The 24,567-nt window shown below is 32.3% G+C and carries 22 protein-coding genes; 11 read left to right on the top strand and 11 right to left on the bottom strand.

From position 1 onward, the window contains the following. The first annotated feature begins 7 nt into the window (after positions 1-7). The 4 genes from rpsF to map all read left to right on the top strand — a co-directional run bounded on the left by rpsF (position 8) and on the right by map (position 2,148). The gene (rpsF, locus tag ACXAHM_RS23955) at positions 8-436 is read left to right on the top strand and encodes a 30S ribosomal protein S6 (protein ID WP_474966019.1); all 429 of its coding nucleotides are present in this window, start codon (positions 8-10) and stop codon (positions 434-436) included. Beyond that, positions 436-690 (top strand): 30S ribosomal protein S18, encoded by a 255-nt coding sequence (gene rpsR / locus ACXAHM_RS23950; RefSeq protein ID WP_474966017.1) that lies wholly within the window; start codon positions 436-438, stop codon positions 688-690. The genes rpsF and rpsR overlap by 1 nt, the downstream gene beginning before the upstream one ends. A gap of 32 nt (positions 691-722) precedes the next feature. Then, positions 723-1,166 carry a 50S ribosomal protein L9 gene (rplI, locus tag ACXAHM_RS23945; protein ID WP_474966015.1) on the top strand — a complete coding sequence of 148 codons (444 nt, stop codon included), beginning with the start codon at positions 723-725 and terminating at the stop codon, positions 1,164-1,166. Positions 1,167-1,380: 214 nt separating this feature from the next. Continuing rightward, the gene (map, locus tag ACXAHM_RS23940; protein WP_474966013.1) at positions 1,381-2,148 is read left to right on the top strand and encodes a type I methionyl aminopeptidase; all 768 of its coding nucleotides are present in this window, start codon (positions 1,381-1,383) and stop codon (positions 2,146-2,148) included. Positions 2,149-2,197: 49 nt separating this feature from the next. Here the strand turns inward: map and ACXAHM_RS23935 are convergent, their stop codons facing one another. Next, positions 2,198-3,817, bottom strand: coding sequence for an alpha/beta hydrolase family protein (locus tag ACXAHM_RS23935; RefSeq protein WP_474966011.1), 1,620 nt, complete (start codon positions 3,815-3,817; stop codon positions 2,198-2,200). Positions 3,818-3,825: 8 nt separating this feature from the next. Further along, a complete protein-coding gene (locus ACXAHM_RS23930) occupies positions 3,826-6,015 on the bottom strand; it encodes a 7TM diverse intracellular signaling domain-containing protein (RefSeq protein WP_474966009.1) in 2,190 nt (729 codons plus the stop codon). Between the two features lie 142 nt (positions 6,016-6,157). On the opposite strand from ACXAHM_RS23930, the gene ACXAHM_RS23925 reads away from it, so the two are divergent. Next, positions 6,158-8,365 carry a caspase family protein gene (locus ACXAHM_RS23925; RefSeq protein WP_474966007.1) on the top strand — a complete coding sequence of 736 codons (2,208 nt, stop codon included), beginning with the start codon at positions 6,158-6,160 and terminating at the stop codon, positions 8,363-8,365. Positions 8,366-8,441: 76 nt separating this feature from the next. On the opposite strand, the gene ACXAHM_RS23920 is transcribed toward ACXAHM_RS23925, so the two are convergent. From ACXAHM_RS23920 to ACXAHM_RS23905, 4 genes are read right to left on the bottom strand one after another with little or no spacing between them, the layout of a single operon-like run. Beyond that, positions 8,442-9,176 carry an esterase family protein gene (locus ACXAHM_RS23920; protein WP_474966004.1) on the bottom strand — a complete coding sequence of 245 codons (735 nt, stop codon included), beginning with the start codon at positions 9,174-9,176 and terminating at the stop codon, positions 8,442-8,444. Between the two features lie 32 nt (positions 9,177-9,208). After that, entirely contained in the window at positions 9,209-10,429 is a 1,221-nt protein-coding gene (locus tag ACXAHM_RS23915; protein ID WP_474966001.1) for an ATP-grasp domain-containing protein, read from the bottom strand. Positions 10,430-10,476: 47 nt separating this feature from the next. Beyond that, positions 10,477-11,919 carry a leucyl aminopeptidase family protein gene (locus ACXAHM_RS23910; RefSeq protein ID WP_474965998.1) on the bottom strand — a complete coding sequence of 481 codons (1,443 nt, stop codon included), beginning with the start codon at positions 11,917-11,919 and terminating at the stop codon, positions 10,477-10,479. Positions 11,920-11,931: 12 nt separating this feature from the next. Continuing rightward, entirely contained in the window at positions 11,932-13,602 is a 1,671-nt protein-coding gene (locus ACXAHM_RS23905; protein ID WP_474965996.1) for an alpha/beta hydrolase-fold protein, read from the bottom strand. A 294-nt stretch (positions 13,603-13,896) separates the two neighbouring features. On the opposite strand from ACXAHM_RS23905, the gene ACXAHM_RS23900 reads away from it, so the two are divergent. From ACXAHM_RS23900 to ACXAHM_RS23885, 4 genes are all read left to right on the top strand, one after another. After that, positions 13,897-15,066 (top strand): ATP-grasp domain-containing protein, encoded by a 1,170-nt coding sequence (locus ACXAHM_RS23900; RefSeq protein WP_474965993.1) that lies wholly within the window; start codon positions 13,897-13,899, stop codon positions 15,064-15,066. Positions 15,067-15,179: 113 nt separating this feature from the next. Continuing rightward, positions 15,180-16,322: a carboxylate-amine ligase gene (locus tag ACXAHM_RS23895; RefSeq protein WP_474965991.1), complete on the top strand. Its 1,143-nt coding sequence runs from the start codon at positions 15,180-15,182 to the stop codon at positions 16,320-16,322. Positions 16,323-16,337: 15 nt separating this feature from the next. Beyond that, positions 16,338-17,144, top strand: a complete 807-nt coding sequence (locus ACXAHM_RS23890; protein ID WP_474965989.1) for a type 1 glutamine amidotransferase — start codon at positions 16,338-16,340, stop codon at positions 17,142-17,144. Between the two features lie 17 nt (positions 17,145-17,161). Beyond that, entirely contained in the window at positions 17,162-18,361 is a 1,200-nt protein-coding gene (locus ACXAHM_RS23885; RefSeq protein ID WP_474965986.1) for a hypothetical protein, read from the top strand. A 55-nt stretch (positions 18,362-18,416) separates the two neighbouring features. Here the strand turns inward: ACXAHM_RS23885 and ACXAHM_RS23880 are convergent, their stop codons facing one another. Both ACXAHM_RS23880 and ACXAHM_RS23875 read right to left on the bottom strand, forming a co-directional pair. Next, entirely contained in the window at positions 18,417-19,115 is a 699-nt protein-coding gene (locus tag ACXAHM_RS23880) for an LrgB family protein (protein WP_474965983.1), read from the bottom strand. Then, the gene (locus ACXAHM_RS23875) at positions 19,102-19,455 is read right to left on the bottom strand and encodes a CidA/LrgA family protein (RefSeq protein WP_474965980.1); all 354 of its coding nucleotides are present in this window, start codon (positions 19,453-19,455) and stop codon (positions 19,102-19,104) included. Before ACXAHM_RS23875 ends, ACXAHM_RS23880 begins: the two co-directional genes overlap by 14 nt. Before the next feature lie 188 nt (positions 19,456-19,643). On the opposite strand from ACXAHM_RS23875, the gene ACXAHM_RS23870 reads away from it, so the two are divergent. Beyond that, complete coding sequence (locus ACXAHM_RS23870; protein ID WP_474965977.1) at positions 19,644-20,231, top strand: hypothetical protein; 588 nt, start codon at positions 19,644-19,646, stop codon at positions 20,229-20,231. A gap of 54 nt (positions 20,232-20,285) precedes the next feature. Here the strand turns inward: ACXAHM_RS23870 and lysA are convergent, their stop codons facing one another. The 3 genes from lysA to ACXAHM_RS23855 form a co-directional block, all read right to left on the bottom strand. Further along, positions 20,286-21,554: a diaminopimelate decarboxylase gene (gene lysA / locus ACXAHM_RS23865; protein WP_474965974.1), complete on the bottom strand. Its 1,269-nt coding sequence runs from the start codon at positions 21,552-21,554 to the stop codon at positions 20,286-20,288. A 171-nt stretch (positions 21,555-21,725) separates the two neighbouring features. Then, positions 21,726-22,571 (bottom strand): sialate O-acetylesterase, encoded by an 846-nt coding sequence (locus ACXAHM_RS23860; RefSeq protein WP_474965972.1) that lies wholly within the window; start codon positions 22,569-22,571, stop codon positions 21,726-21,728. A gap of 60 nt (positions 22,572-22,631) precedes the next feature. Beyond that, positions 22,632-23,018: a hypothetical protein gene (locus ACXAHM_RS23855; RefSeq protein ID WP_474965970.1), complete on the bottom strand. Its 387-nt coding sequence runs from the start codon at positions 23,016-23,018 to the stop codon at positions 22,632-22,634. A gap of 159 nt (positions 23,019-23,177) precedes the next feature. On the opposite strand from ACXAHM_RS23855, the gene ACXAHM_RS23850 reads away from it, so the two are divergent. After that, positions 23,178-24,320 carry a serpin family protein gene (locus tag ACXAHM_RS23850; RefSeq protein WP_474965968.1) on the top strand — a complete coding sequence of 381 codons (1,143 nt, stop codon included), beginning with the start codon at positions 23,178-23,180 and terminating at the stop codon, positions 24,318-24,320. Positions 24,321-24,567 lie beyond the last annotated feature (247 nt).

Genomic DNA, 24,567 nt, shown 5'->3' with positions numbered 1-24,567 from the left:
CTTACTTTTGCAGACCCGAATTGTGTTCGGGATTGAAATTTTTGAATTTTTCAAAATTATTTTAAAAATGGCATTAAAGCATTATGAAGTAGTCTTCATCGTGACACCTGTGTTGTCCGATTCCGAAACCACGGAGGCTATTGCTAAATTTGAAAATCATCTGAAAGGTGCAGGTGCAGACGTGTACTCTTCAGAAGATATGGGACTTAAAAAGTTGGCATACCCAATTGCAAAGAAAACTTCTGGGCACTACCATCTGTTTGAATTCAAAGCAGATCCGTCTATCATCGCTAAATTCGAATTAGAATTAAAGCGTGATGAAAACATCTTACGTTTCTTAACTGTGTCTTTAGACAAGCACGGTGTTAACTTCAACGAAAGAAGAAGAAACGGTGAGTGGGCAAAAAAATCTGAAACTGAAGAAAAAACAGCATAATGAGTCTCCAAAACGAACCTCTACACAGAAAGCAAGAGCGTACTAAAAAGTACTGCCGCTTCACAAAGTACGGTGTGAAATACATCGACTACAAGGATCCTGAATTCTTATTAAAATTCTTAAACGAGCAAGGTAAAATTTTACCTCGTCGTATCACTGGTAACTCGCAAAAATTCCAAAAGAAAATTGCTACATCAGTAAAACGTGCTCGTCAATTAGCTCTTCTACCTTACGTAGCAGACGGTTTAAAGTAATCTCGAATTAGATATTAAAAAATTTTTCTAAAATGGAAGTAATTTTAAAAACAGATATCAAAGGTTTAGGTTACAAAAACGATATCGTTAACGTTAAACCTGGATACGGTAGAAACTATTTGATCCCTCAAGGTTTCGCTAAATTAGCTACTGAAGCTAACATTAGCATGAGAAACGAGGAGATCAAACAAGCAGCTCACAAACTTGAGAAAATCAAGCAAGATGCTGAGGCTTTAGCTGCAAAAATCGGTGAATTATCTCTTACACTTACTGCTAAAGCAGGTGAAAGTGGTAAAATCTTCGGTGCGGTTACTCCTTTACAAGTTGCTGATGCTCTTAAAGCTGAAGGATATGATATTGACCGTAAGCGTATCGGTTTCTCTTCTGAGATCCGTATGTTAGGTGAGTACAAAGCTGTCCTTGATCTTCACAAAGAAGTTCAGCACGAAATTACATTAGAAGTAGTTTCTGCATAATATAATAAGTTTAAGAATTTACTGCCGTTAGGCAGCAATCTTATCACTTGAGTTTTTTCCTTAAAAGGCTTTTCTAATTTCGATTAGGAAAGCCTTTTTTGGTTTCTTTATGATTTAATCTTAATATAGTTTTCTATCTTTCTGATTTTAAGAGAAATCATTCATCTTTGCAGTATAGCATTAAAGTCTATAACCTTATCAGTCAAAAAACATTATGATAGTTAAAACAGAAGAAGATTTACAGGGGATGAGAAAAGCCAGTGAAGCAGTGGCTGAAACTCTTCGTCAAATGGTCGAATTTACTGCAGTTGGTAAAACAACGAAAGAAATTGATCAATATGGTGCTGAATTATTAAGACAATATGGTGCGAAATCAGCTCCATATGAGACCTATAAATTTCCTGGGTTTACTTGTATTGGTGTAAATGAAGTAGCTGCACATGGTATTCCTTCTGAGGATATAATTATTAAAGAAGGAGATTTAATTAATATTGATGTTTCGGCAGAACTTGATGGATATTGGGCTGATAATGGTAAATCTTTTATTGTTGGTGAAGATATTCAAAACCTTCAACCTTTAGTAGATGCATCAAAAGATATTCTTAAGCATGTTATTTACAAAATTAAAAAAGGAGTTAAGATCTCTGAAGTAGGAAGATTGATCGAATCGGAAGCAAGAAAAAGAGGTTTTAAAGTAATTAAGAATTTAGCAGGTCACGGTGTTGGAAGAAGTCTTCATGAAGCACCAGACGATATTCTTAATTTTGAAGTGAAATCAAATAAAAATAGATTCAAAAAAGATACAACTGTTGCTATTGAAACATTCATTGCTACAAAATCAACACTTGCTGTGGAAAAAGGTGAAGATGGATGGACCCTTGTGGGGAATAAAGGTGGATTTGTTACTCAGCACGAGCATACAATTTTAGTTACAGATAAAGAGCCTGAAATATTAACCATGAGTAATGGTGTTTGGGAATAAAAAATATTGACAAAAAAGGGTGATTATTACTTCAATAATCACCTTTTTTTTATTTAATCAATCCAACCTTTTCACCAATCCATTCATTGATGGTTTTAAAAAGGAAAGGATAATAACCTTCAATTTCAGTTAGCTGTACGTCACCGCGATTACCAGCCTTAATAAGAAGATGATTCATATTTGGTAAAATACGAACATCAAAATTAGCCGAATTTTTAAATGTTTCAATTCTTTCTTTGTTAAAATGGGGATCTAATAAATTATCTTTTTCTCCATATAATGTCAAAATTGGAACATTGACTTTTTCCCAAGCCTCTTTTGCGTCATAATCATAATATCTCTTCCACCATTTAATATGATCTTCTTCATCAAGTCGAGTTACATATTCAATCATAGGGGTTATGAGAATCTTATCTTGAGCGTCTAGAAGTTCTTTAGTTTTTTCACCTGAAGCTAAATATTTCATTAATTCATCCTGATAAGCTAAAGTTATATCCACATCATTTTCAGTAAATTGATCGGCAATTAATCTCTTTTTTAACCCTTGTTTTTCTTGGTCAACAAATTTAGAAACAGCACCAGATATATTTACAATAAATTTAATATCATCATTATTTGCGGCAGCGACAGGCATAATGTATCCTGCTTGATCAAATCCCACAAGACCAATTCTATCTTCATCGATTCTTTTCTGCTTTTTAAGTTTCTGAATGACTTTTTTAAGATCGTTTGCTAAATCATTGAAATCAGAAGAATTACGATCTCCGGTAGATACCCCACAACCTCTTTTGTCATAAACAAATGTAGCGATTCCATAATAAGGTAGTGTTCTAATATATTCATCAAACATTCCACCTCTAAACTGTTCACCTGCACCAGGAACATAAATCACCAATGGAATATCTTTATCTTCTATATTTGGATAAGTCAATGTACCTTCAATTTGAACATCATCATTCTTAATTGAGATGTCTTTGAAGTTGCTTAATTCTTGAAGACGCTTTCCTTCTTTTAAAGAAGTTCCTTCAACATAGGAGTCCAATTGTAATCTTTCCGCTTCACCAAATTCATTTTTATACAGCGTTACTGTAAAATCAGTAGGGAATGAGGAGGCCATTTTCGGACCAGCTGCAAAAGTAATTTGTCTTTCGTCCTTATAAGTAGGGTATAAAATTCTTTGTTTACCGTTCTTAAAATCAAGAACACTTAAAGGGTTAATAGAGCCATCGATATAAAAGGGTTCAATTTGTATAATTCTTCCATCTTCAAAACTAAAATAGCCTAATAAATTACCTAAATCTTCAATATTTATAGGAGACAGTCGAATCAAATTACAATCAAATTCTTTATAACCGACTTGAAATTTACCCATGATTGTAGAATCATTTAAAATTTCTCCTCTATAAGAAGCAGCCATTGATGGAGTGTCAATGATAAACTTTAAAGAATCTGATGTTTCTGTGAAATTACTTAATTTATCAGTTTCTTCTTGATGGTAAAATAATTTAACCTTGATTAATGAGTCTATATCTACAAACATTAAATCAGGATATAAATCAAAGTCAGCAGTACCAATCCATTTTCCTTTAAGGTTTTCATTTTTCCATTGACCATAAGAAAAATTAGATAGTAGAGTTAAAAAAATTAGTGATAAAATTAATCTTGACATCGTTTTATTTAAGGTTTAAGCTGGAATCCAATGACTAAAATGTCATCAATTTGATTTTCCTTTTTATTTTCACCGTTCATCCATCTTTCCAAGAATTGCTCAAGGGCAAAAACTTGTTTATCAGTTGGTAATTTATGAATCATATCTAAAAGCTCGCGGAACTTTTTACCACCAATTTTACGGTTAATCGGGCCGCCAAATTGGTCTTGATAACCATCTGATGCGATGTAAAAGAAGGTAGATGATTTTACTTCAATTTTGTGTGTTTCGTATTTGAAATCATCTGAATTAGCAGATCCAATACTAAATTTATCGCCTTTAATTCTTTCGAATTGGTTATGGGCAATGTAATATAAAGGATTTTTTGCACCTGCAAATTTAAGCACTGAGTTTTGTTTTTCATAAACACACATACACATATCCATACCATCTTTCAATGCTCTTTTACCTTCGCCAGGTTTATGCAATTCAACTTTAATATAGTGATTTAATAAATCTAGAATCAACCCTGGATCTGTTGTCCTATCAGCAATAACAATTTGCTTTAAAAGACGTTCTCCAATCATTGACATGAAGGCTCCTGGTACACCATGACCAGTACAATCAATAGCTGCAATAAATGCATGAGTCGGCGTATCATAATGCCAATAAAAGTCACCGGATACAATATCTTTTGGCTTGAATAAAACAAAAGAATCTGAAAAAGAAGCTTGAATAGCATCTATACTTGGTAAAATTGCATTTTGAATTCTTTGAGCATAGTTAATCGATGCTGTGATTTTATCATTTTTCTTTGAAAGTTCCTTTTTCTGAAATTCAATTTCATTATTTTGTTTCTCTAGAGAGGCATTCATTGATTGAATTTCACCATATGCTTCTTCAATTTTACGCGTATATCTATCTGTTTCCTGAGAAACTCTGTCTAACTGTCTAGTTCTTTCCTTTACACGTCTTTCGAGTGTTTTTCTATCTTTTTCTTGTTGTTTAATTAAGGATTCTTGAACTTTTTCAGTGTCTTCTTGTATAAATTTATATTTATCACTCAAAGCTAAAGAAAGCCCCATGATTTCCATAATTGTACCAAACGCAAGTGAATTTGAGGTTAAAATATTTGCTGCTAATACCCCTTCTGTTGTTAATGTATGTACTATGATAGAAGTAGTGAAAAAGGCCCAAGCCAATATGAAATATCTGGCAAACTTATTTCCTTTTCGATAAATATATAAACCTGAAAATATAAGTAGAATTGCATTTAATGATGTTGCTTTATTCGCTATTCCAATAACACTCTGATAACTTCCAATGAATGTGTAAGCACATAATAAAATTCCTAAAACAATCATGCCCCAAAGTAACCCATATATAATGGTAGAATAGTTCTTTACTTTTAAAAATGATAAAGTAAAAAGTGAGGAAGTAATGATCCAGAAACTTATTGATAAGGGGCCGACATATTTTTGAAGTACAGTACTCCATTGATGTAAATATTGAAAATTATGTCCACTTTCACTTGAAAAGAAAATAACATTAGCAACAATAGGAAGTACATACAAGAAGTAATTAATGTCTTTTAGCGAGAAAAAGATCATAAGATTGTAAAGTACCATTATTAGAATAATACCAAAATACAAACCATAGACAAGCTCAGTATATAAACTTCTTTCTAAAAATGAATCTCCTGTGTAGATACCTAATGGTAAATTAATGCCATTACTTGATTTTACCTTTAGATAAATATTATAATTCGTCTCTTTCTTTAATTCAAATGGAACAACAAAGTTTCTATGATTGATTACTCTTGAATTAAATTGAAATTGATCTCCTAATTCCCATGAAATATAATTCTTTTTTCCCTCTTCGATAAGATATACTTTAAGATAATCAAGGTTAGGATTGGCAACTTCGAAGTACCAGTTTTTATTTGCTTTTAAACCATGTTCTAATGGAATTTTTAGCCATAAAGTTTTGTCCAAGAAACCAAAGTTTAGATCTTTCGTATAAGGTTGAAAGTAATTACTTGGATCTTCTTTAATTTTAGCAAATTCAGTATCTTCAGAATCCATAAAGATTTCCGTATGACGATCAATCGTCAATTGTTCAACAAGCTCGTCTAGGTTAACAGATGGGGCTATTGTTTGTGCTTGCGAAGGGATAAAGGATAATTGCAGTAAAAAGAGTAATAAGCTTAATAGTCGCATACAAAAAATATTGTAGTGTTGGTATAAAAAAAAGATGTTATATTAGTTATCTAATAATTACATTTTTAGTATTAACGCAAAATAATATATTTTTAATATAAATACGTTGTATAATACAATAAATATAAAAAAATTAATGAGAATGAAACTAAAAAAATACTTTTTGTTTTTTTGTTTACTCACTTTCAGTCAACTTACATATTCAGCTGGAAAAAAAGCCCTATTAATTGGTATTGACCACTATTACGATTCAGATAAAGAAAGATTTGCAGAATGGCAAGATTTAGATGGAGCTGTAAATGATGCTTCAGCAATGTATAATTTATTGAAATCAAAATATGGATTCAATACAAAAGATCTAACCTTACTAGTTTCACCTAAAACGACTACAAAAAAGTCAATTTTAAAATCATTCAATCAACTTATTAAGAATGCAAAAAAAGGGGATCAAATTTGTGTTTATTATGCGGGACATGGAGCACAAATCAAAAATTCTCGTTTTTATGAATTAGATAAAAAGCATGAAGCAATTGTTCCTTCTGATGTTCTCAGAACTGAAGAGTATTTACTTGATGTGGAAATAAATGCTTTACTAAATCAATTAATGGATAAAGAAGTTCAACTAACTGTAATTTTTGATAATTGTTTTAGTGGGTCCGGAACAAGAGGGAAAATTGATTTGAATGCATTACAATCAAGATATGTGCCTGTAAGTGAAATTGATTTGAACCAAACCTTTACAAAACAAACTTCTGCAGCTGAAAGAGGTGCTTTAGTAATATCAGCGGCTCAAGATTATCAATTAGCAAAAGAATACAAAGATAGTCGAGGACAATCACATGGGGTATTTACCTATGCTTTAATGAAAGCGATGCAAATGAGTTCAGCTAATGAATCGGCTGAGGATATATTCAAAAGAGTAAATTCAATCATTATGTATAATGCTGTTCCTCGTCAAGATCCAGTAGTTGAGGGTGATGAAGAAAGAAGAAAAGCACCTCTTTTTGGAGGAGTTTCTGATCCTACAATTGGAGTGCAAATCGGTGTTATTGATGCTGAAAATCGATATAAAGTAAATCTAGATGGAGGGAGTGCGGTTGGAATTGTTCCTGGTACACAATTATATAGTGAGAAAAGAGGGATCACTCTTGAAGTAATTTCTCTATATGGTATAAATGGTAGCTATGCTAAAGTAATAGAGGGAGAGAAAAATCTGAAAGAAGGAGATCTTGTGAAAGTGATAAAATGGGCTCCTTATAACAAAAACAGATTAAAACTTAATATTGGAGATAACGGAATTACAGATATAGAAATTGACGCTCTGAAAGAGTTAGCTATTCTTCTCAATCATGAAAATATATCAACTCTTACTCCTTATGAAGAAAAAGTAGGATTAATCATAAGAAAACAGGATGGTAAATGGAAAGGATATTATAATCAAAGCGAGTCTTTCAATTTTGGTGAAAATATCCCAACACAAGAGAAAATTAAAAAGATTTTAGCAAAATTAGATGTTAAAAAGAATAAGGTCTTCTTAGAAATTCCTGCTACTACAGCTGTTTTTCAAGAATTGAATGGAGAATTATCGACTCAGCCTAAAATCGAATTGGTGAAGGTCGATGAGAAATATGATTATAAATTAATAGGTCGATATAACAGTAAAAACGAACTCCAATATTCTTGGATTCGTTATGCGGCTGTTGAAAATGACATTCAAAATCCATTACCTTCTGAAACGGATTGGGTAGGACCTCAACGAATTTTTCCATTAACCAATTATGCTGAAAGACTTGGTGAGTTGAAAAGTTGGTTGACTATGGATGTGCCTTCAAATAATGCAAATTTCCCCTATAAGTTTGCTTTAAGAAAAAACTCAAATGGAGAGTTGATTAATCAGGGAGCATTAATTGAAGGAGAGGAGTATGGATTGGCTTTGTATACAGATGAAAACCTTTTGGAAAATTGGAATATGGAAGATCGTTATTTATATATATTCCTTTTGACAGATGATGGAGCAATGAAATTATTATTTCCATCTTCAAATGCTAATGTTGAAAATAATACGGAACAATTAATGAAGTATTCAAATGGAGATTACAAGAAAGAAACATTAATTGGTTACCCTGACTTGTTAAGTGTTTCAGCTCCATTTACAACAGATAATATTCTGATGTTAAGTACATCGAGAGCCATATCAGATATGTCTATTTTTAATCAAGATGGAGTAAGAACAAGAGGCTCTGGTGATAAAACTTTGGGGGATCTTTTAGAAGAGGGTGAATCCAACAAGAATAGTGAAACCAATTGGTATCTAGAAAAACACACTTTTTATGGAACCAATCAACAATAATTACATAGAGAATAATTAGATATTCATCTTAAAAAAAATGGAGAGTAGATAAAATTCAACTCTCCATTTTTTTATATTAATGAACAAACCAATTTCCTAAGAAATGTGGAAGCATTTGTCTCCATGTAGGCCAGTCGTGATGAATGTCTTGACCCCAAACTTCTAGATGATTATGAACTCCTTTTGCATTAATTACATGTGAAAGTTCAATAGCAGCAGATGGTTTTTCATGATTTCCTTGACCAGTTGCCAATACAATATTTTTTCTCTTTAATTGATCAATGATATGTGGATCATTCCATCCTGGCATATATGATAATGGTGAATTAAAGAAAGTTAGATCATCAGAATATCCTTTTGTATAAGAATGTAATTGATAATCACCACTCATAGCAATTAATCCCCAGAATAAATCAGGACGCTTAAAGAAAATATTCGCAGAGTGTAAAGCACCAAAAGAAGCCCCTGATAGAATAATAGGAGTATGTCCTCCACAATCATTGAAAATATAAGGAATTACTTCATCATAGATATAATGATTAAAAGTTTCTTGACGCTCAGCTTTATGTCTCGGATGCATTTGATTGTTCATCCAAGATTCAGTATTAATACTATTAATTGAGTAAACTTTTAATTTACCTGCATCAATAAATGGTTTAAGAGAATCAATTAAATGAAACCTTTCATATTCTAAAAAATCTGCAGCAGCAGTAGGAAATAATAATAATGCTGGACCATAATGACCATAAGATACAATGTCCATCCATTTATTTAATCTTGGGCTATGCCACCCTCCAATATGTCTTCTCATTATTGTATTTTTCGTTTGTTTGTGTCAAAAATTTAAACAGCTGGTCTATCTCTAGTAGAAGGCATTGTAGCGAAGAAATCTGAGTAGAAACGTGTAGCATATTCTTCTAGTAATTCCAATACCTTATTTTGTTGTTTAGAAGAAACGACAACACCTGCATGGTATTGTTTGTTCATTCTCCAAACCACTTCATCGTTATTGTAATGGTCCATTGAAGGCCATTCTTGTTTCGCTAAAGAGACAATAATACCTGAATATTCTTTTCTTTCTTTAGGTAACTTATATTTTTCACCTTGAGCAACTGCTACTTCTAATTTCGCCCATTCTCTCCATAAATTAATTCCTGAAGAAGCTTCTAACATTTCAGCAATGTTAGCACCACCAACTCTTGAAGCTGTTTCTAAGAAGATAAACTCACCAGTGGCATGATCCTTAATAAATTCAGAATGTGAGGCACCATGTTTTAATCCGAAACCTTTTAATAACTTTTCATTAAGCTTTAAAAGTTCTTTAGTTTCTTTAGATTTATGGTCCATAGTATGTGTTCTGAACACACCACCATCATGAGCAACTTCCATAGGTGTATTCATATACTTATGAGCACGAGTGAAGATAATTTTACCATCAAGTGATAAGCTATCTACATGAAAAACATCTCCAGGTCTAAATGCTTCAGCCAAGAAATCATCTCTTTCATCACCTAAGCCATTTACAGCATCCCAAAATTCTTGAGGCGTATTTACCTTTTGAATTCCAGAAGCAGAAGCTTCAGATCTTGGTTTGATTAACCAAGGACCTTCTACATTATTTAGGAAATCATGAATCATGTCATTACTGAATAATCCAGTAAATTGAGGAATTGGTAAAGCTAGATCTTTAGCTTTCATTCTCATTCCCAATTTATCTCTAAAGTGACGAACAGTAGTTTGTCCCATTCCAGCTATTCTGAAATGCTCTCTTAAATAGGCTGCTTTTTCGACATCAAAATCATCTAATGCAACAATTACATCGAAAGGTTCTTCTCTAAATTTATACGCTAAACCTTTGATTACATGTTCGTAATTCCAGTCAGCAGGAGTTTGTCCAGCAAAGATCATCTCATCGATATCTTCTTTTGGCCAAGCTTGATTTTCTAAATCTTTTACAGTTAAAAGGGTTACTTTCGCACCTGTTTCTTTTACTCCGCGAAGAAAATCTTCACCTTTAAAGTAGCAAGAAACACATAGTACCGATAAAGGTCTTTGATTGTTCATAGTGTTATATACTTCAATAAGAAGTTTGAATTTATATATAGGTTATTTTATTCTTGAATAAGTTGTTTGGCAAAGTTTAATAGTAATCTTACACCATAGCCTGTTGCATTGCGATCTTTACCATATGCATTAGCAGCAAATGCAACACCTGCAATATCAAGGTGAGCCCAAGCTTGCTCTTTAGGTAAAAATGATTCAATGAACTTAGCAGCACAAATAGCTCCTGCAGCAGGACCGCCAGGGTAATTTTTTACATCTGCTACATCAGATTGAATCGCCTTTGCATAACTATCCCAAAGTGGTAGCTGCCAGATTTTTTCATCTGACTCTTTTGATGCCATTTGCAATAAATCTGCAGTGTAATCATTGTTACTCATCATTGCACTAGCTTCATACCCTAAACTCATTACAGATGAGCCAGTTAGTGTAGCAATGTCAACTACATGATCAAAATCTTTCATTTTTGATGCGAAAGAAATACCATCTGCTAAGCATAATCTTCCTTCAGCATCAGTATCAATAATTTCGATTGTTTTACCAGAATGACTTTGAATAATATCACCCGGTTTAACTGAGGCACCATCTACCATATTATCAGTTGCTGGGATAATTCCTGTTACAGCGATAGGTAATTTTAATGCTGCAATCGCGGCAACGGCACCTGCTACAGCGGCAGCTCCACCCATATCACATTTCATCCAATGCATATTGGTAGAATTCTTAATTGATATACCACCAGTATCAAAAGTGACTCCTTTTCCAACAAAAGCGATATTTGCTAATGGTTTTTCGGGAGTATATTCTAGGATAGAAAGAGAAGGTTTATTCTTGCTTCCAGCATTCACTGCTAATGTCGCATGAAATCCTAGTGTTTTTAATCCTTGACGTGAACGGAAGGTAGTTGCATCAAATCCAAAGTCATTAGCTTTTGCTTCTACTTCATCAGCAAATCCTTGAGGATCAATAATATTAGAAGGCGTGTCCACTAAATACATGGCCCAAAGTTTTGCTTCCGCAACTCGTTTAGCATCTTCAATCTGAAGAATATATTTAGCCTTTTTCTTTTTTGGAACGATTAGAATAACATCCAGAGTAGGAGCCATTCCTTTTAATTGATAGCGGCCTAAAAGAATGCCTGAAATAATAGCATCAATAACACTTTTTAATTCTTTTTCAATATGCGTTAAATCTACATAAACTGATTTACCCATTTTGTTTTTTTGATCAAAAAAGTGTTTGCGAACAGCATTTTCAATCTCAGAAAAAGAGGCGTTATCTCCAATTCCCAAAAGTATTTTTCTTTGGTCTTTATTACGAAGAACGATAGACTCACCTAATGCAGCTTTGAAGTCATCCTTTAGAATTGGAGTGTTAATTTTCCATTCTTTTGAAATGTCTTCAATATTCTTTTTCCATGCATTTTTAGTATAAATGCCTAGTACAGGTAAATCCCAGTTTTCACCGTTATCAATTAAAATGTTTGTAGTCATAACAACCGCGAGTTATTTTTGATTTGAGTTATTAAAATAAAGTATATCCATGGCCTCAGGGAATTCTTCACCCCAAACTGTTTCAGTATGGAGACCATTAGGATTAATTTTATACGGGAGATCTTCCTCAGGAAAACCTCTTTTTTGTAGTGTTCCTCTTAATGAATGAATTTCCTCCACTAATTTTTCACTTTCTTGTTCTCCACCATAGAAATATAATGTTGACTTAAAATGAGGAATAACTCTTCTAGCCAAGTTATATATCTTATCTGAAAACCATAAAGAAGGGGAGAAAATCATATATTTAGAAAAAGCTTCAGGACGATAAAGTCCTGCATATAAGCTTACTAATCCACCCATTGAACTTCCACCAATGCCTGTATTTTCACGACTTTGTAGAGTAGGGAAATTACGATTGATATAAGGAATTAAAGTATCTACGATAAAATTGATATATCTTTTACCATTACCACTTTGTCCTTGTTCATTTGAGAATGGAGCAAATTCTTTTATTCTTTCTTGATCACCATGTTCGATAGCTATGACGATCATTTTTTTGCCTTGATCAATCATATGGGAAAGGTGTTTATGAATTCCCCACATGCCATAAGGTGCATTTTTATTGAATAAATTTTGAGCATCATGAAGGTATAAAACTGGGTAACGTTCTTTATAATTATCCCATCCTTTGGGTAATAGAGCCCAAACTGCTCGTTTTTTACCTAACTGAGGCATGTCAAATTTATCATTGATAAGCATAATGTCAACATTAGGTGCTTCAGCCATTGCATCTAAGTTGAACCACATTTTATGTCTTTTTTCGGCTGAAATTTGACGACTACTTTTAGTTATTTCTTTATTATGACCAAAAGCCCAGTTCAGAAAATGTGGTAAAACAGCTGACCATGTGTTGAAATTATGTTCACCTTCATTAATTTCAACATAAGTAATATCGTCTGTTTTGTTATAACCTTTTACTTCTAATTCTTTAATAATATCCATTGTATCATCGATAGAATCTATGATACCATTATTATTTCTATCAGAAGTTTCATCATGAGTTCCTGTCTGTAACCAGAACTTCAAACCATCCTTCTTAGATGCATTTTGTATGGTCCTTAACATTATTCGATCAAAATCGTCATGATAATCATCTGAATATGGGCGATCTCTCCACCAAAAAGAGCCGGAGAATACACCAATTTTTCCGAAATAGGAAGGATAATGCCATGCAATATCAAATGCTGATAAACCACCTAAAGAAAAACCAGCATAAGCAATGTCTTCAGGTTTTGTTGATATTTTATACTCTTTACGAATATACGGAACCAACTCTTCAATGATAAATCTACTAAAATCTACAGCTTTATCACCTCGATTCATATAATCGGCTGAAGCAATACATCCATATTCATCAATACGTACATCACTACAATTGATACCAATAACTACAATAGGTTCAATTACTTGTAAATTAACAAGGTGGTTTAGAGTGGGATGCATTCTCACTGCTTCCATATCTTGACCATCATTGAAAAAGGCCGCTTTAAAAACTTTCTTTTCATCGATGCAATTCGGAATAAACAATGTTAACGTAACCTCTCTTCTTAAGTAGTTGGAATAATACGTTTGAATGATAAGATCTTTATAGTGTTGATCTTCATTATTATGATAATGGATCATTGAATTATTTAAAGCTCTTTTTAGGGTGAAAATTATAAGATTTTGTAGTGTTTAACAGTGGTTTCTATCAAATCGAGTGCAATGATACGGTAAATAAATTTAAAGCGAACTATTTTTTTATCGAAAATTTACATTTATGTACATTGATTAGTAATTGTTTTTCCATACATTTGCACCCGTTAAGGAATTTACAGAACAAATAACGTTTTGAAAATTGTTTAATGTGCAACCATAGTGTGTTAATAACCTATTAAAATTTAGTAACCTAATCTTATATACATATAAACTTTAACTATGAAAAAGATCGGTATTCTCTTTGGAAAAGAACGTAGTTTTCCACCTGCATTTATTGCAAAAGTTAATGAAATTGCTCCAAAGGGTATTGTAGCAGAAGCAGTAAGCATTGATAAGGTAGTACAAGGCGATGCTTCAGAATATGCGGTAATTATTGACCGTATTTCTCAAGATGTACCTTTTTATCGCGCTTTCTTAAAGAATGCTGCAAGCTGTGGAACTGCAGTAATCAACAACCCATTTTGGTGGTCTGCTGATGAAAAGTTCTTCAACAACGCTTTAGCATTAAAAGTTGGAGTGCCAGTTCCAAAAACAGTATTGTTACCATCTAATGAGTGGCCTGATGACACTAATTCAGACTCGTTTTCTAACTTAGCTTATCCATTGGATTGGCAAGGGATTTTTGATTATGTTGGATTTCCAGCATATATGAAACCATTCGACGGTGGTGGTTGGAGAGACGTGTACAAAGTGACAGATAAAGAAGATTTGTTCAAAAAACACGCTCAAACTGGTAGACTTGTAATGTTATTACAGGAAGAAATTAAGTTTACTGAGTACTTCCGTTGTTACTGTTTAGGTGGTAAGTATGTTCACATCATGCCTTATGCTCCTAACAATCCGCACCATTTAAGATATGTAGTTGATCAAGATCAACCTACTGATCCTAAATTATTAAAAACAATTGAGGAGTATGTATTGAAATTAAATCATGCTTTAGGGTATGACTTCAATACAGTTGAATTTGCTATTCGTGACGGTGTTCCTTATGCAATTGACTTCTGTAACCCAGCACCAGATGCAGGTTTAGAGTCTGTTGGTCAAGAGAACTTTGACTGGATCGTAGAACATGCAGCAAAGTATGCTATCGAAAGAGCTGAAGCTCATGTTGATGGCGAAGATAATCTTACTTGGGGTACATTCGTGAAAAATGGTGTAGCTAATTCAAACGTTCCAACAATTGCAACTGAAGCGATTGCACCTGTTAAAAAAGCAACTCCAAAAAAAGCACCTGTAGCGAAAAAAGCACCAGCTAAAAAGGCTACAACAACAAAAACTACAACAGCTAAGAAAACAACTGCGGCGAAGTCTACTACAGCAAAAAAAGCAGCTCCTAAAAAAGCTACAGCAAAGAAGACAACTACAAGAAAAAAAGCAGTATTAGCTTAATTAAATAAATGTACCAGCAAAAGTTTTTTCTTCTTGCTGGTACATACTTATTTCATACTCAGAAATAAGATTACTACTTCCTATTAATCAAAAGACTATTTACACCTAAACTCATGGGTAGAAAATTTACCATCGGAATCGAAGAGGAGTTCCAAACAGTAAGTATGGATGACTTATCTTTGAAAGCTCATTTATATGAAATCCTAGATCAAGATAAAGCTTATTTTGCTGAACACGTGAAACCAGAAATGCATAAAGCAGTTTTGGAAGTGGGTACTCATATCTGTGAGGATATGGATGCTGCTAGAAAAGACGTTGTAAGATTAAGAAATATGGCAGCCCAAATGGCAGGTGATCAGGATCAATTTATAGCTGCTGCAGGTACACACCCTTTTTCATCTTGGACTGAGCAATTGATGACAGATGACCCTCGTTATAATGAGATTGTCAATGAACTTCAAGATGCTGCTCGTTCCAATCTAATTTTTGGTATGCACGTTCATGTAGGAATTGAAGACCGTAATCAAGCACTTCACCTGATGAATCAAGCAAGATATTTTCTGCCTCACGTTTTTGCACTTTCTACAAATTCTCCTTTTTGGGAGGGAAGAAATACAGGGTTTATGTCTTATCGTACTAAAGTATTTGATAAGTTCCCTAGAACTGGTATTCCAGAATATTATTCTTGTGCTGCTGAGTATGATGAATATGTTGAGATGTTGAAATTGACAAACTGTATCGATAATGCAAAGAAGATATGGTGGGACATTAGAATGCATCCTTTCTACAATACAATTGAGTTCCGTATTTGTGATGTACAAATGACAACGGAAGAGACAATTGCTATTGCTGCTTTAATCCAAGCAATTGTATGTAAATTGGATAAATTAATGCGTCAAAATATTTCATTTAGAATCTACAGAAGAGCCCTTATTAATGAAAATAAGTGGAGAGCTGCGAGATATGGAATGGAAGGTAAATTAATTGATTTAGGTAAGCGTAAAGAACTTGAAGCTAAACATTTAATCTTAGAAATCTTAGATTTTGTAGACGATGTAGTTGATGGTTTAGGTAGCCGAGACGTGATCGAAGGTATTCCTGCTTTATTAGAAAAAGGAACAGGTGCTAAAAGACAGTTAGAGGTGTACAATTCTACAAATAGTTTAGAGGAAGTAGCTAAATATATTGTTCAAGAAACGAATAAAGGATTAGATATTACTCTTCCTTGGGAAAAGAAAATCTTAGAAACTGTTTAATAAAGAAAACACTTAATGGGTCGCTCAAGATTAGCATTAATCGATATGTACAACAAAGTACCTAATGAAGGTATGCGTTGTATCAAAGAAATTTTAGAAGACGTAAAAGAGGAAGTTTCCTACGATATTTTTGATATAAGAGGTGAGGATAAATTACCTGATACTTCTTATGATATTTATATTTCTACAGGAGGTCCCGGGAATCCATTAGAAGATGAAGGATGGGAACCGAAATACTTCGAATTATTAGATAAATTATGGAAACATAATCAAAATAATTCAAGAAAGAAGTATATGTTTTTCATTTGTCATTCATTCCAAATGGCAAGTAGATTCTTCGGTTTAGGACAGTTGTCTTCGCGACATTCTACTGCTTTTGGGGCAATGAGAATTCATAAAACAAAAGACGGTCTTCAAGATCCATTCTTATCAACATTAAATGATACATTTTATGCTATTGATTCTCGTGATCATCAGCTATTAAATGTTAAACAAGAAGAATTAGATAAGGTAGGAGCCAAAATAGTTTGTATTGAAAAGTTAAGACCTCATACAAATTATGAAAGAGCAGTGATGTCGATTCGTTTTTCTGATGAATTTTTTGGAACTCAGTTTCATCCTGAAGCTGATGCTGGTAGTCTTGTCCCTTATTTTGGTCAAGATCCTCAGAAAAAAGGTATTATTGAAAAGTTTGGAGAGAAGAAATATGAAAAATTCATGCGTATTCTAGAAGATCCAAATCGATTGAATATTGTTGATCGTCCAATTATACCAGCGTTCTTACAGCATGCGATCCAGCAATTAAAATCAGTAACTGTATAGTTTGCTATAAATAAGTTATGATTAAATCACTTAGAGAACAATTTAACCTTCAGTTTACGGAGGAAAAATATAAAGCTTTAAATAATCAATTTAAGGAAGAATTTGGGGATAATGTCGCTTTTAGAATGTCTGAAACGCCTATCTTTTTCCCAAAAGAATTCGTGAAAAGATTAGAAGAAGCAAGCAACGATGTTATTAAAGTTCTAAAAAGAGAAGACTTTAAGGAAATTACAGAAAAAGCAATTCCTGCAGACTGCAAAGTTCCCAAAGAAGATGCTCATACCAACTTTTTAGCGGTTGATTTTGCGGTTTGTAAAGATGAAAATGGAGCTTTAACTCCACAAATGATCGAATTACAAGGTTTTCCTTCTATATTCGCTTTCAATGTTTACAAGCAAGCAGCGTACAAAAAAGCATACGATCTACCTTCTAACTTAGTACCCTTTTTTAATAATTCTGAAGAAGAATATATTGAAAAATTAAAGAAAGTAGTCTTAGGTGATTTTGAAATAGAGGAAGTTATTCTTTTAGAAATTTATCCTGAAAAGCAACATACTAGAGCTGATTTTTTTGCGACTGAAAAGCTACTAGGAATAGAAACGGTATGTATTACTAAGGTTGAGAAAGAAGGTCGTTCTATTTTCTATACAAATAAAAAAGGGGAGAGAATTCAAATCAAAAGAATTTACAATCGTCTTATTTTTGATGAAATAGAGAATTGGGAGCCATTGGATATTCCATTTAGACTAACTGATGATGTGGATGTTGAATGGTCTGGTCATCCAAACTGGTTCTTCAGAATTAGTAAATCATTAATGCCTTACTTAGAAAGTAAGTATGTTCCTGAGACACGTTTTCTTTCTTCGTATGAAACTTTTCCAATAGATCTTGAAAATTACGTATTGAAACCATTGTATTCTTATGCCGGTGCAGGAGTAATTTTTCATGTTTCACAGGAAGATATTGATGCAATTGCCATTGAAAATAGAGGTGATTATATTCTTCAAAAGAAAATTAATTACGCTCCAGTTGTGGAAGCTGCTGATAAAGGAGATGTAAAAGTTGAGGTAAGAATGATGTATATCTGGGAAGATAATGCAGATGAACCTGAATTAATCATTAATCTTTGTCGAATGAGTAGAGGAGAAATGATTGGTGTGAAATACAATAAAAATAAAACTTTCGTTGGAGCCTCAATTGGTTTAATGGAAGTTTAATGACAAAAAAAGCCTTTGACTATCTTATAATCAAAGGCTTTTTTGATTTATATATTTAATAGAAAAAAGCTAGAATAGTAGGAGCAGTCAAAGCAGTGAAAACACCCATTAAACCGATAGAAAGTCCACTGATTGCACCTTCCAAAACTCCCATTTGAATAGCTTGTGCAGTGCCAATTCCATGTGCACAACTACCCATAGATAAACCTTTTGCGATAGCAGTTTTGAATACTTTAGGAACGATAATAGGGCCAATAGAAGCACCTAAAACTCCAACAATGATTACAAAAACAGCTGTCATGGAAGGAATACCACCGTTTTGAGCTGAAACTGCCATAGCGATAGGAGTAGTTACTGATTTAGGAACCATTGAAATGATCAAATCCTCTTCGGCTCCGAATAGCTTCCCAATTAATATCACAGATAAAATTCCCATAACACTTCCTAGGAAAGTAGCAGATAATATGGCAACAGCATTTTTACCAATTGTCTTTAATTGTTCAAATAGTAAAACACCTAATGCAACCACAGAAGGACCTAACATGAAATGAATCATTCTTGTATTGGTTTGATAAGTTTCATATTGAACTCCTGCTGATTTTAAAATAACGATTAAAGTGATAATGGTAAGTAGAACAGGGTTTAATAAAGGTGATTTTACTTTTTGATATAATGCTTCAAAAACTAGGAAAATTCCTAGTGTAGCTGCTAAGGCAAATGTTTCACTTTCAAATAAATGTTTAATTACTTCCATCTTTTTCTTCTTTTCCTAAACGTTCCCCTATAAAACCAGCAGTAAACATGACTGCGAACATTGATCCTACAATTGTAACGCTGATCATTAACCAATTGGATTGTAAAATTCCCAAATATTCCATCATGCCAACTCCAGCTGGAATGAAAAATAAAGACATTCTTCTTGTTAAAGATTGAGCAGCGTCTTTGACCCACTCATAAGGAATAATTTTAGCATAAAGGCAAAGGAATAGTATAATCATTCCAATTACATTGCCTGGAACAGGTAGTTCAGTTATCTCATTAATGTAAGTACCTAGTGATAGCATCGCTAGGATTAACATAAATCCTCGTATCATATTCGATCTATAGTAGTTTACATAAATATAATAGATTGATGAAAGAGTTAGAAAAGTCTTACGTAAGAGATAAGAATTATTTAATAGTGACCAATTTACACTTCCAAATTTATTATATTGTATAAAAGCTCATTGTGAAAAAAGAGAACCCATTTACACTATTTTATTGTTATAATTTATATTAGAATATGTCTACAAAAGACCTAGAAATACTTTTTGAAGAAAAGAAATACAAAGATATTATTGCTGTATACAATCAAAGATTAGATAATTTTGAACGACTAGCATTGGATGATTTTATTCTGTGGTCAAAATGTTATGAATATCAAGGCGATTTTGAATCAGCACTTTATATTTTATCATTATGTTATATAGAAGAAATAGATGATAAATTGCTTGATACTGAATATGAAAGATTGAACTGTCTTCAAGAGAAAACTTTTCAGGCTATTTTACAACTAAAGGAAGGAGTTGAAGAATCTCAAGAAATAGACTTTTTAGTTCTTACACTCAATAACTTAATTAGTAATAATATTGAAGATGTATTAGTGGCCTACATAGAAGATATTTTTAGAGTCACAAAAAATCAGAGTGTAAAGAAAATTTGGCTAGGGAAATTAGCAGAGAAAATGTTTTTCACTTTGAATGAAAAATTAATTCTTACTTCTAATCAAAGAGAGGCAATATTAGACGCAATCTGTTACTATTATATAGCCACTTCAAAAGTATATGACGGGAAATATTCTTATGTAAATAGTTTAAGAAAAGAAGCATAAAAAAAGCTTTTCAACCAAAGTCGAAAAGCTTATCTATCTTATTCAATTAATTTATTATTCATCAATAGTAGATTCTTCATTTACAGGAATCTGAGAAAAGATATCTACTTGTCCACGAGTTAAATCTTCAAGTGTCTCTCTTTGTCTAATTAGATGAGGAACACCATTGAAAACTAAAACTTCTGCAGGTCTAAAACGAGAGTTGTAATTAGAACTCATGCTATATGAGTAAGCTCCAGCATTCTCAATTGAAAGAATATCACCTACATGAACTTCATTGATTTTACGATCATAACCAAATGTATCCGTTTCACAAATGTAACCAACCACATCATAAACACGGTTTGGACCATTTGGATTTGATACGTTTTTGATGTGATGATAAGCATCGTACATCATTGGTCTAATCAAGTGATTTAAACCTGAATCAACGCCAACAAACACAGCGGCAGGGCTATGCTTTAATACATTTACTTTTGTCAATAAATGTCCTGATTCAGAAACTAAATATTTACCTGGCTCAAACCATAACTCTAAATCTCTACCATAAGAAGCACAGAATTCCTGGAATGCAGCAGACATTTTCTTACCTAATTCAGGGATATTTGTTATAATATCATCTTCTTTATAAGCTACTTTAAATCCAGATCCTAAATCGATGAACTGTAGATTAGGGAAGTCTTTCGCACAATCGAACATCACATTCGCTGCCATTAAAAATACTTCAGAATCCAATATGTCTGAACCTGAATGCATATGAAGACCCACTACATTAATACCGTGGCTTTCTACAACTTTCTTCACATGAGACATTTGGAAAATAGAAATACCAAATTTAGAACCAATGTGTCCTACTTGAATTTTAGCATTTCCACCTGCAGTAATATGTGGATTAATACGAATTGCACAAGGAACTGAACCTTGGTAAACATCACCAAATTGTTCAAGAATTGCTATATTATCAATGTTGATTACAACTCCTAATTCAACAGCTTCTTGAATTTCTTCAAAAGAAACAGAGTTAGGCGTAAATAAAATTCTCTCTTTTGGAAACCCAGCTTGTAAACCTAATTGTACTTCTTGAATAGAAACACAATCTAAATCAACTCCATGACCTTTCACTAACTTTAAAATACTTAAATTAGATAAAGATTTCATCGCATATTTAATTCTCAGATTTACACCACTAAAAGCATCTCTTAATGTAGAGATTTGGCTAATAATTTTATCTGCATCATAAACATAAACGGGTGTTTGAAACTCATTTGCAATTTCCGTTACCGGCACACCCTGGATCTGATATTCTGAATTGTTTAATTCCATTATTGGAAGAATGTTATAATTGATAATATTTTGATATAGCAAAATTAATTGAAAAATTTAGCCATACCATAAAATTGTATTTTATTGACAAAAATAACATCTAATGTTTCATTTGTAACTTAGTGTATAAATTGAAACATTAGATGTCACTTACTCCCTAATTAAAGTCTATTAAAGTGTTTGCTTAAGATCTTTAGAAAATGGAAACAGTGGAAGGTTTGAACTATTATAAACATTGCAATCAGGGTAATTTTTAAATGCATATTTTATAGTCACATAATTATTATTCTTGATTACAATTGTATTTTTCTTAGTAATAGTAGCTTCAACATCGACTTTATTTCCATTTGATAAATAAGCAGTAAATCCTATTACTTTTTCACCTTCCTTAATTTTAAGTCCTTTACCTACATTCTTAAAAGTTAAAGTTAATGTATCATCATCTTCTTTTATCGATTCTATAGATGGACTTTCTCCAAATTTGATTTTCTTATAATCTCTTTCTAAAGCAAGAAGAGCTAATCTTCGGCTAACTTCTTGTTTGTTTCTTGGGTGAATATCATCTCTTTCGCCGACATCCATGGCTGTTACCATACCAGTATATGGAAATTTGAGACATTCAGCTTGTGCTAAACGAAAATTAGCCCATCCGTCACCACCTACATTTTTTTCAAAGCCTGCTAGTTGAACATAATATACTGGTAACTTTTCATTGTCCAATTTATGCTGCATCATTTTTACATACTCGCCAAACCAATCTATATATACTTTTGGTTGCCAAGCATTTGTTTTACCTTGATACCAAATAATTCCTTTTGCTTGAAAGGGCATTAATGGATGAACCATTGCATTATAGCACAATGAAGAGAAGTGTTGTTCACTGTTATGAGGTTTTTGTCCTTTTTTGCCTTCATCTTCCCATTTTTTAATAATGTTTTGAACAATTTCTGTTCGATGAACTTCATTGTGTTCTATTTTGTCCTTATATGGTGCATTTTCCAATGTTGCTTTGTCCATAAAAGTTAGAATATTAGCACCCCCATAAGAAATATCAATAAGACCAATAGCAACATTTTTTTAATCTTGGTTTAGTCTTTTTCCAAAAAAATAGCCAACAGCAGATTTATTTTTGACAGTCATTGGAGAACAAACTTCCCATTTAGCATCAATAGTATTTTGTTCTTCTTTATGATCTTTCAGAGGAACTTGGAAAAATCTGATGTTTGGTAGATTCGCTTCTTGAATTTCTTGATCTGCATTATTTGAATTTCGTCCATATTTCATTTTCTTTAAATTCACTTTCCAAAAGCCATTATCATCAGTCACTATTTCTCCATGATTAGTACCAAGAGAAACAGAAACTCTTTCGTTTGGATTTGCTGTCCCCCAAATACTGATAGATTCATCAGCCTGTATAACCATATCATTGTTGAAGATGTTAGGGACACTTACATTTGCATGCAATTTGAACGAAGATATGCAAAGCAAAAATGCTAGCAGTAATAGTTTGTTATTCAATTTCATTGTAAAAAATATTAAGATATAAATAGTCTACCTTTAATATAATTGTATTTATAAAAAATTGGTAAAGAAGTTGTTCATATTCAGAAAATAATAATTTTTATGTATAAATATATCTTACTTTACTTATTTTTTTTAGTCTTTTTTTTTAATGTTAGTAATGCTCAAAATATAAAAAAGACACCACTACAAAATACTTCCAATCATCTTCAGCAAGACTTAAATATCAGTTCAAACGAAAACTTTTTTTATTCACCATTTAGCCTTTATCAAGTATTAAGTTTACTTTCAAATGCGTCAACTTTTGAAACTCAACAAGAAATAATACAACTTTTAGGATTTACATGGGATGAAATAGTTTTATTAAATGCTTATAATATTAAGTTGAATAGTCTTTTTTTTAATTCTATTTCTAATGTTAATGCACTTTGGTATCCAAAAGACTTTTCTTTAAATACTACTTATAAAAAAATATTGGAAGAGAATTATAATGTTGAAATTAAATCAGGAGATTTTATAAATAAAGGAAAAAAGATCACTACTCATATCAATCAATGGTTTTATGAAAATACAGATTATAAAATCAAAAATATGGTTGAGTCTGTTTCCCCAATGGATAAAATAATTCTATTGAATGCACTTTATTTTAAGGATGAATGGGAAGAGGTATTTGATAAAAAAATGACATATGAAAATGATTTTTATTTGAATTCAGATGAAAAAATTAAAGTAGAGTATGTCTCTAAAACATCAACTATCAAATTAATTAATAATCAAGATATACAACTTATCGTTTTACCCTATAAAGGTGATTATGAGATGTTAATCTATCAATCAAAAGACAATTTTGATATTCATAAATACCTAATAGAAAACTCATTAACAGAAAAAAAAGTACAGTTTTCTTTTCCAAAATTTGTCTTAGAAAAAGAGATAGATTTCATAGATATACTAAGAAAACATGGAATTGAGCTTGCTTTTGAAAGTGGAGCAGATTTCAGGAGACTTTTTAAACAGTCAGAAAATGATTTGTATGTAAGTAAATTGTGTCAAAAAAATTATATTAAAGTAGATGAAATTGGAACTATAGCTGTTGCAGCAACAGTTGCTAAAGTTTCAAGAAGTCTTGATCTTAATGACTACCAAGAAATCATTTTTGATAGACCTTTTTCATTTATCATTCAACATAAACAAACTAAAGAGCCTCTTTTTATGGGTAGGATAAATAATCCATTACTGCATTGATATTTGATCGAGAATAAGATGCTTAATTAATGTCTAACTCACTTAAGTTCACAATAATTTGAGTAGGGTTATACCCAATTCGATGAGCATTAATTGTAATGATATCATTTTCAGTGTATTGAAATTGGAGATGAGTAAATATTCCATCGTTTTTTATGAGAGTATAAAATAAACGCTGTCCGTAATTTTTAAATTTTATATATTGAAAATTATGGCAAAGCAATCACAAAAAGAGAGTGCTGAGTTT

The sequence above is a fragment of the Flammeovirga sp. AWQ4_249 genome (genome assembly GCF_056161045.1).
The sequence above is the reverse complement of the archived record's forward strand: the minus strand, read 5'-3'. Positions and strand labels throughout refer to the sequence as shown.

Bases quoted from the DNA above. Each gene is read 5' to 3' on its own strand.
- rpsR (WP_474966017.1), top strand. From the start codon at position 436: ATGAGTCTCCAAAACGAACCTCTACACAGAAAGCAAGAGCGTACTAAA.
- rplI (WP_474966015.1), top strand. From the start codon at position 723: ATGGAAGTAATTTTAAAAACAGATATCAAAGGTTTAGGTTACAAAAAC.
- map (WP_474966013.1), top strand. From the start codon at position 1,381: ATGATAGTTAAAACAGAAGAAGATTTACAGGGGATGAGAAAAGCCAGT.
- ACXAHM_RS23935 (WP_474966011.1), bottom strand. From the start codon at position 3,817: ATGTCAAGATTAATTTTATCACTAATTTTTTTAACTCTACTATCTAAT.
- ACXAHM_RS23930 (WP_474966009.1), bottom strand. From the start codon at position 6,015: ATGCGACTATTAAGCTTATTACTCTTTTTACTGCAATTATCCTTTATC.
- ACXAHM_RS23925 (WP_474966007.1), top strand. From the start codon at position 6,158: ATGAAACTAAAAAAATACTTTTTGTTTTTTTGTTTACTCACTTTCAGT.
- ACXAHM_RS23920 (WP_474966004.1), bottom strand. From the start codon at position 9,176: ATGAGAAGACATATTGGAGGGTGGCATAGCCCAAGATTAAATAAATGG.
- ACXAHM_RS23915 (WP_474966001.1), bottom strand. From the start codon at position 10,429: ATGAACAATCAAAGACCTTTATCGGTACTATGTGTTTCTTGCTACTTT.
- ACXAHM_RS23910 (WP_474965998.1), bottom strand. From the start codon at position 11,919: ATGACTACAAACATTTTAATTGATAACGGTGAAAACTGGGATTTACCT.
- ACXAHM_RS23905 (WP_474965996.1), bottom strand. From the start codon at position 13,602: ATGATCCATTATCATAATAATGAAGATCAACACTATAAAGATCTTATC.
- ACXAHM_RS23900 (WP_474965993.1), top strand. From the start codon at position 13,897: ATGAAAAAGATCGGTATTCTCTTTGGAAAAGAACGTAGTTTTCCACCT.
- ACXAHM_RS23895 (WP_474965991.1), top strand. From the start codon at position 15,180: ATGGGTAGAAAATTTACCATCGGAATCGAAGAGGAGTTCCAAACAGTA.
- ACXAHM_RS23890 (WP_474965989.1), top strand. From the start codon at position 16,338: ATGGGTCGCTCAAGATTAGCATTAATCGATATGTACAACAAAGTACCT.
- ACXAHM_RS23885 (WP_474965986.1), top strand. From the start codon at position 17,162: ATGATTAAATCACTTAGAGAACAATTTAACCTTCAGTTTACGGAGGAA.
- ACXAHM_RS23880 (WP_474965983.1), bottom strand. From the start codon at position 19,115: ATGGAAGTAATTAAACATTTATTTGAAAGTGAAACATTTGCCTTAGCA.
- ACXAHM_RS23875 (WP_474965980.1), bottom strand. From the start codon at position 19,455: ATGATACGAGGATTTATGTTAATCCTAGCGATGCTATCACTAGGTACT.
- ACXAHM_RS23870 (WP_474965977.1), top strand. From the start codon at position 19,644: ATGTCTACAAAAGACCTAGAAATACTTTTTGAAGAAAAGAAATACAAA.
- lysA (WP_474965974.1), bottom strand. From the start codon at position 21,554: ATGGAATTAAACAATTCAGAATATCAGATCCAGGGTGTGCCGGTAACG.
- ACXAHM_RS23860 (WP_474965972.1), bottom strand. From the start codon at position 22,571: ATGGACAAAGCAACATTGGAAAATGCACCATATAAGGACAAAATAGAA.
- ACXAHM_RS23850 (WP_474965968.1), top strand. From the start codon at position 23,178: ATGTATAAATATATCTTACTTTACTTATTTTTTTTAGTCTTTTTTTTT.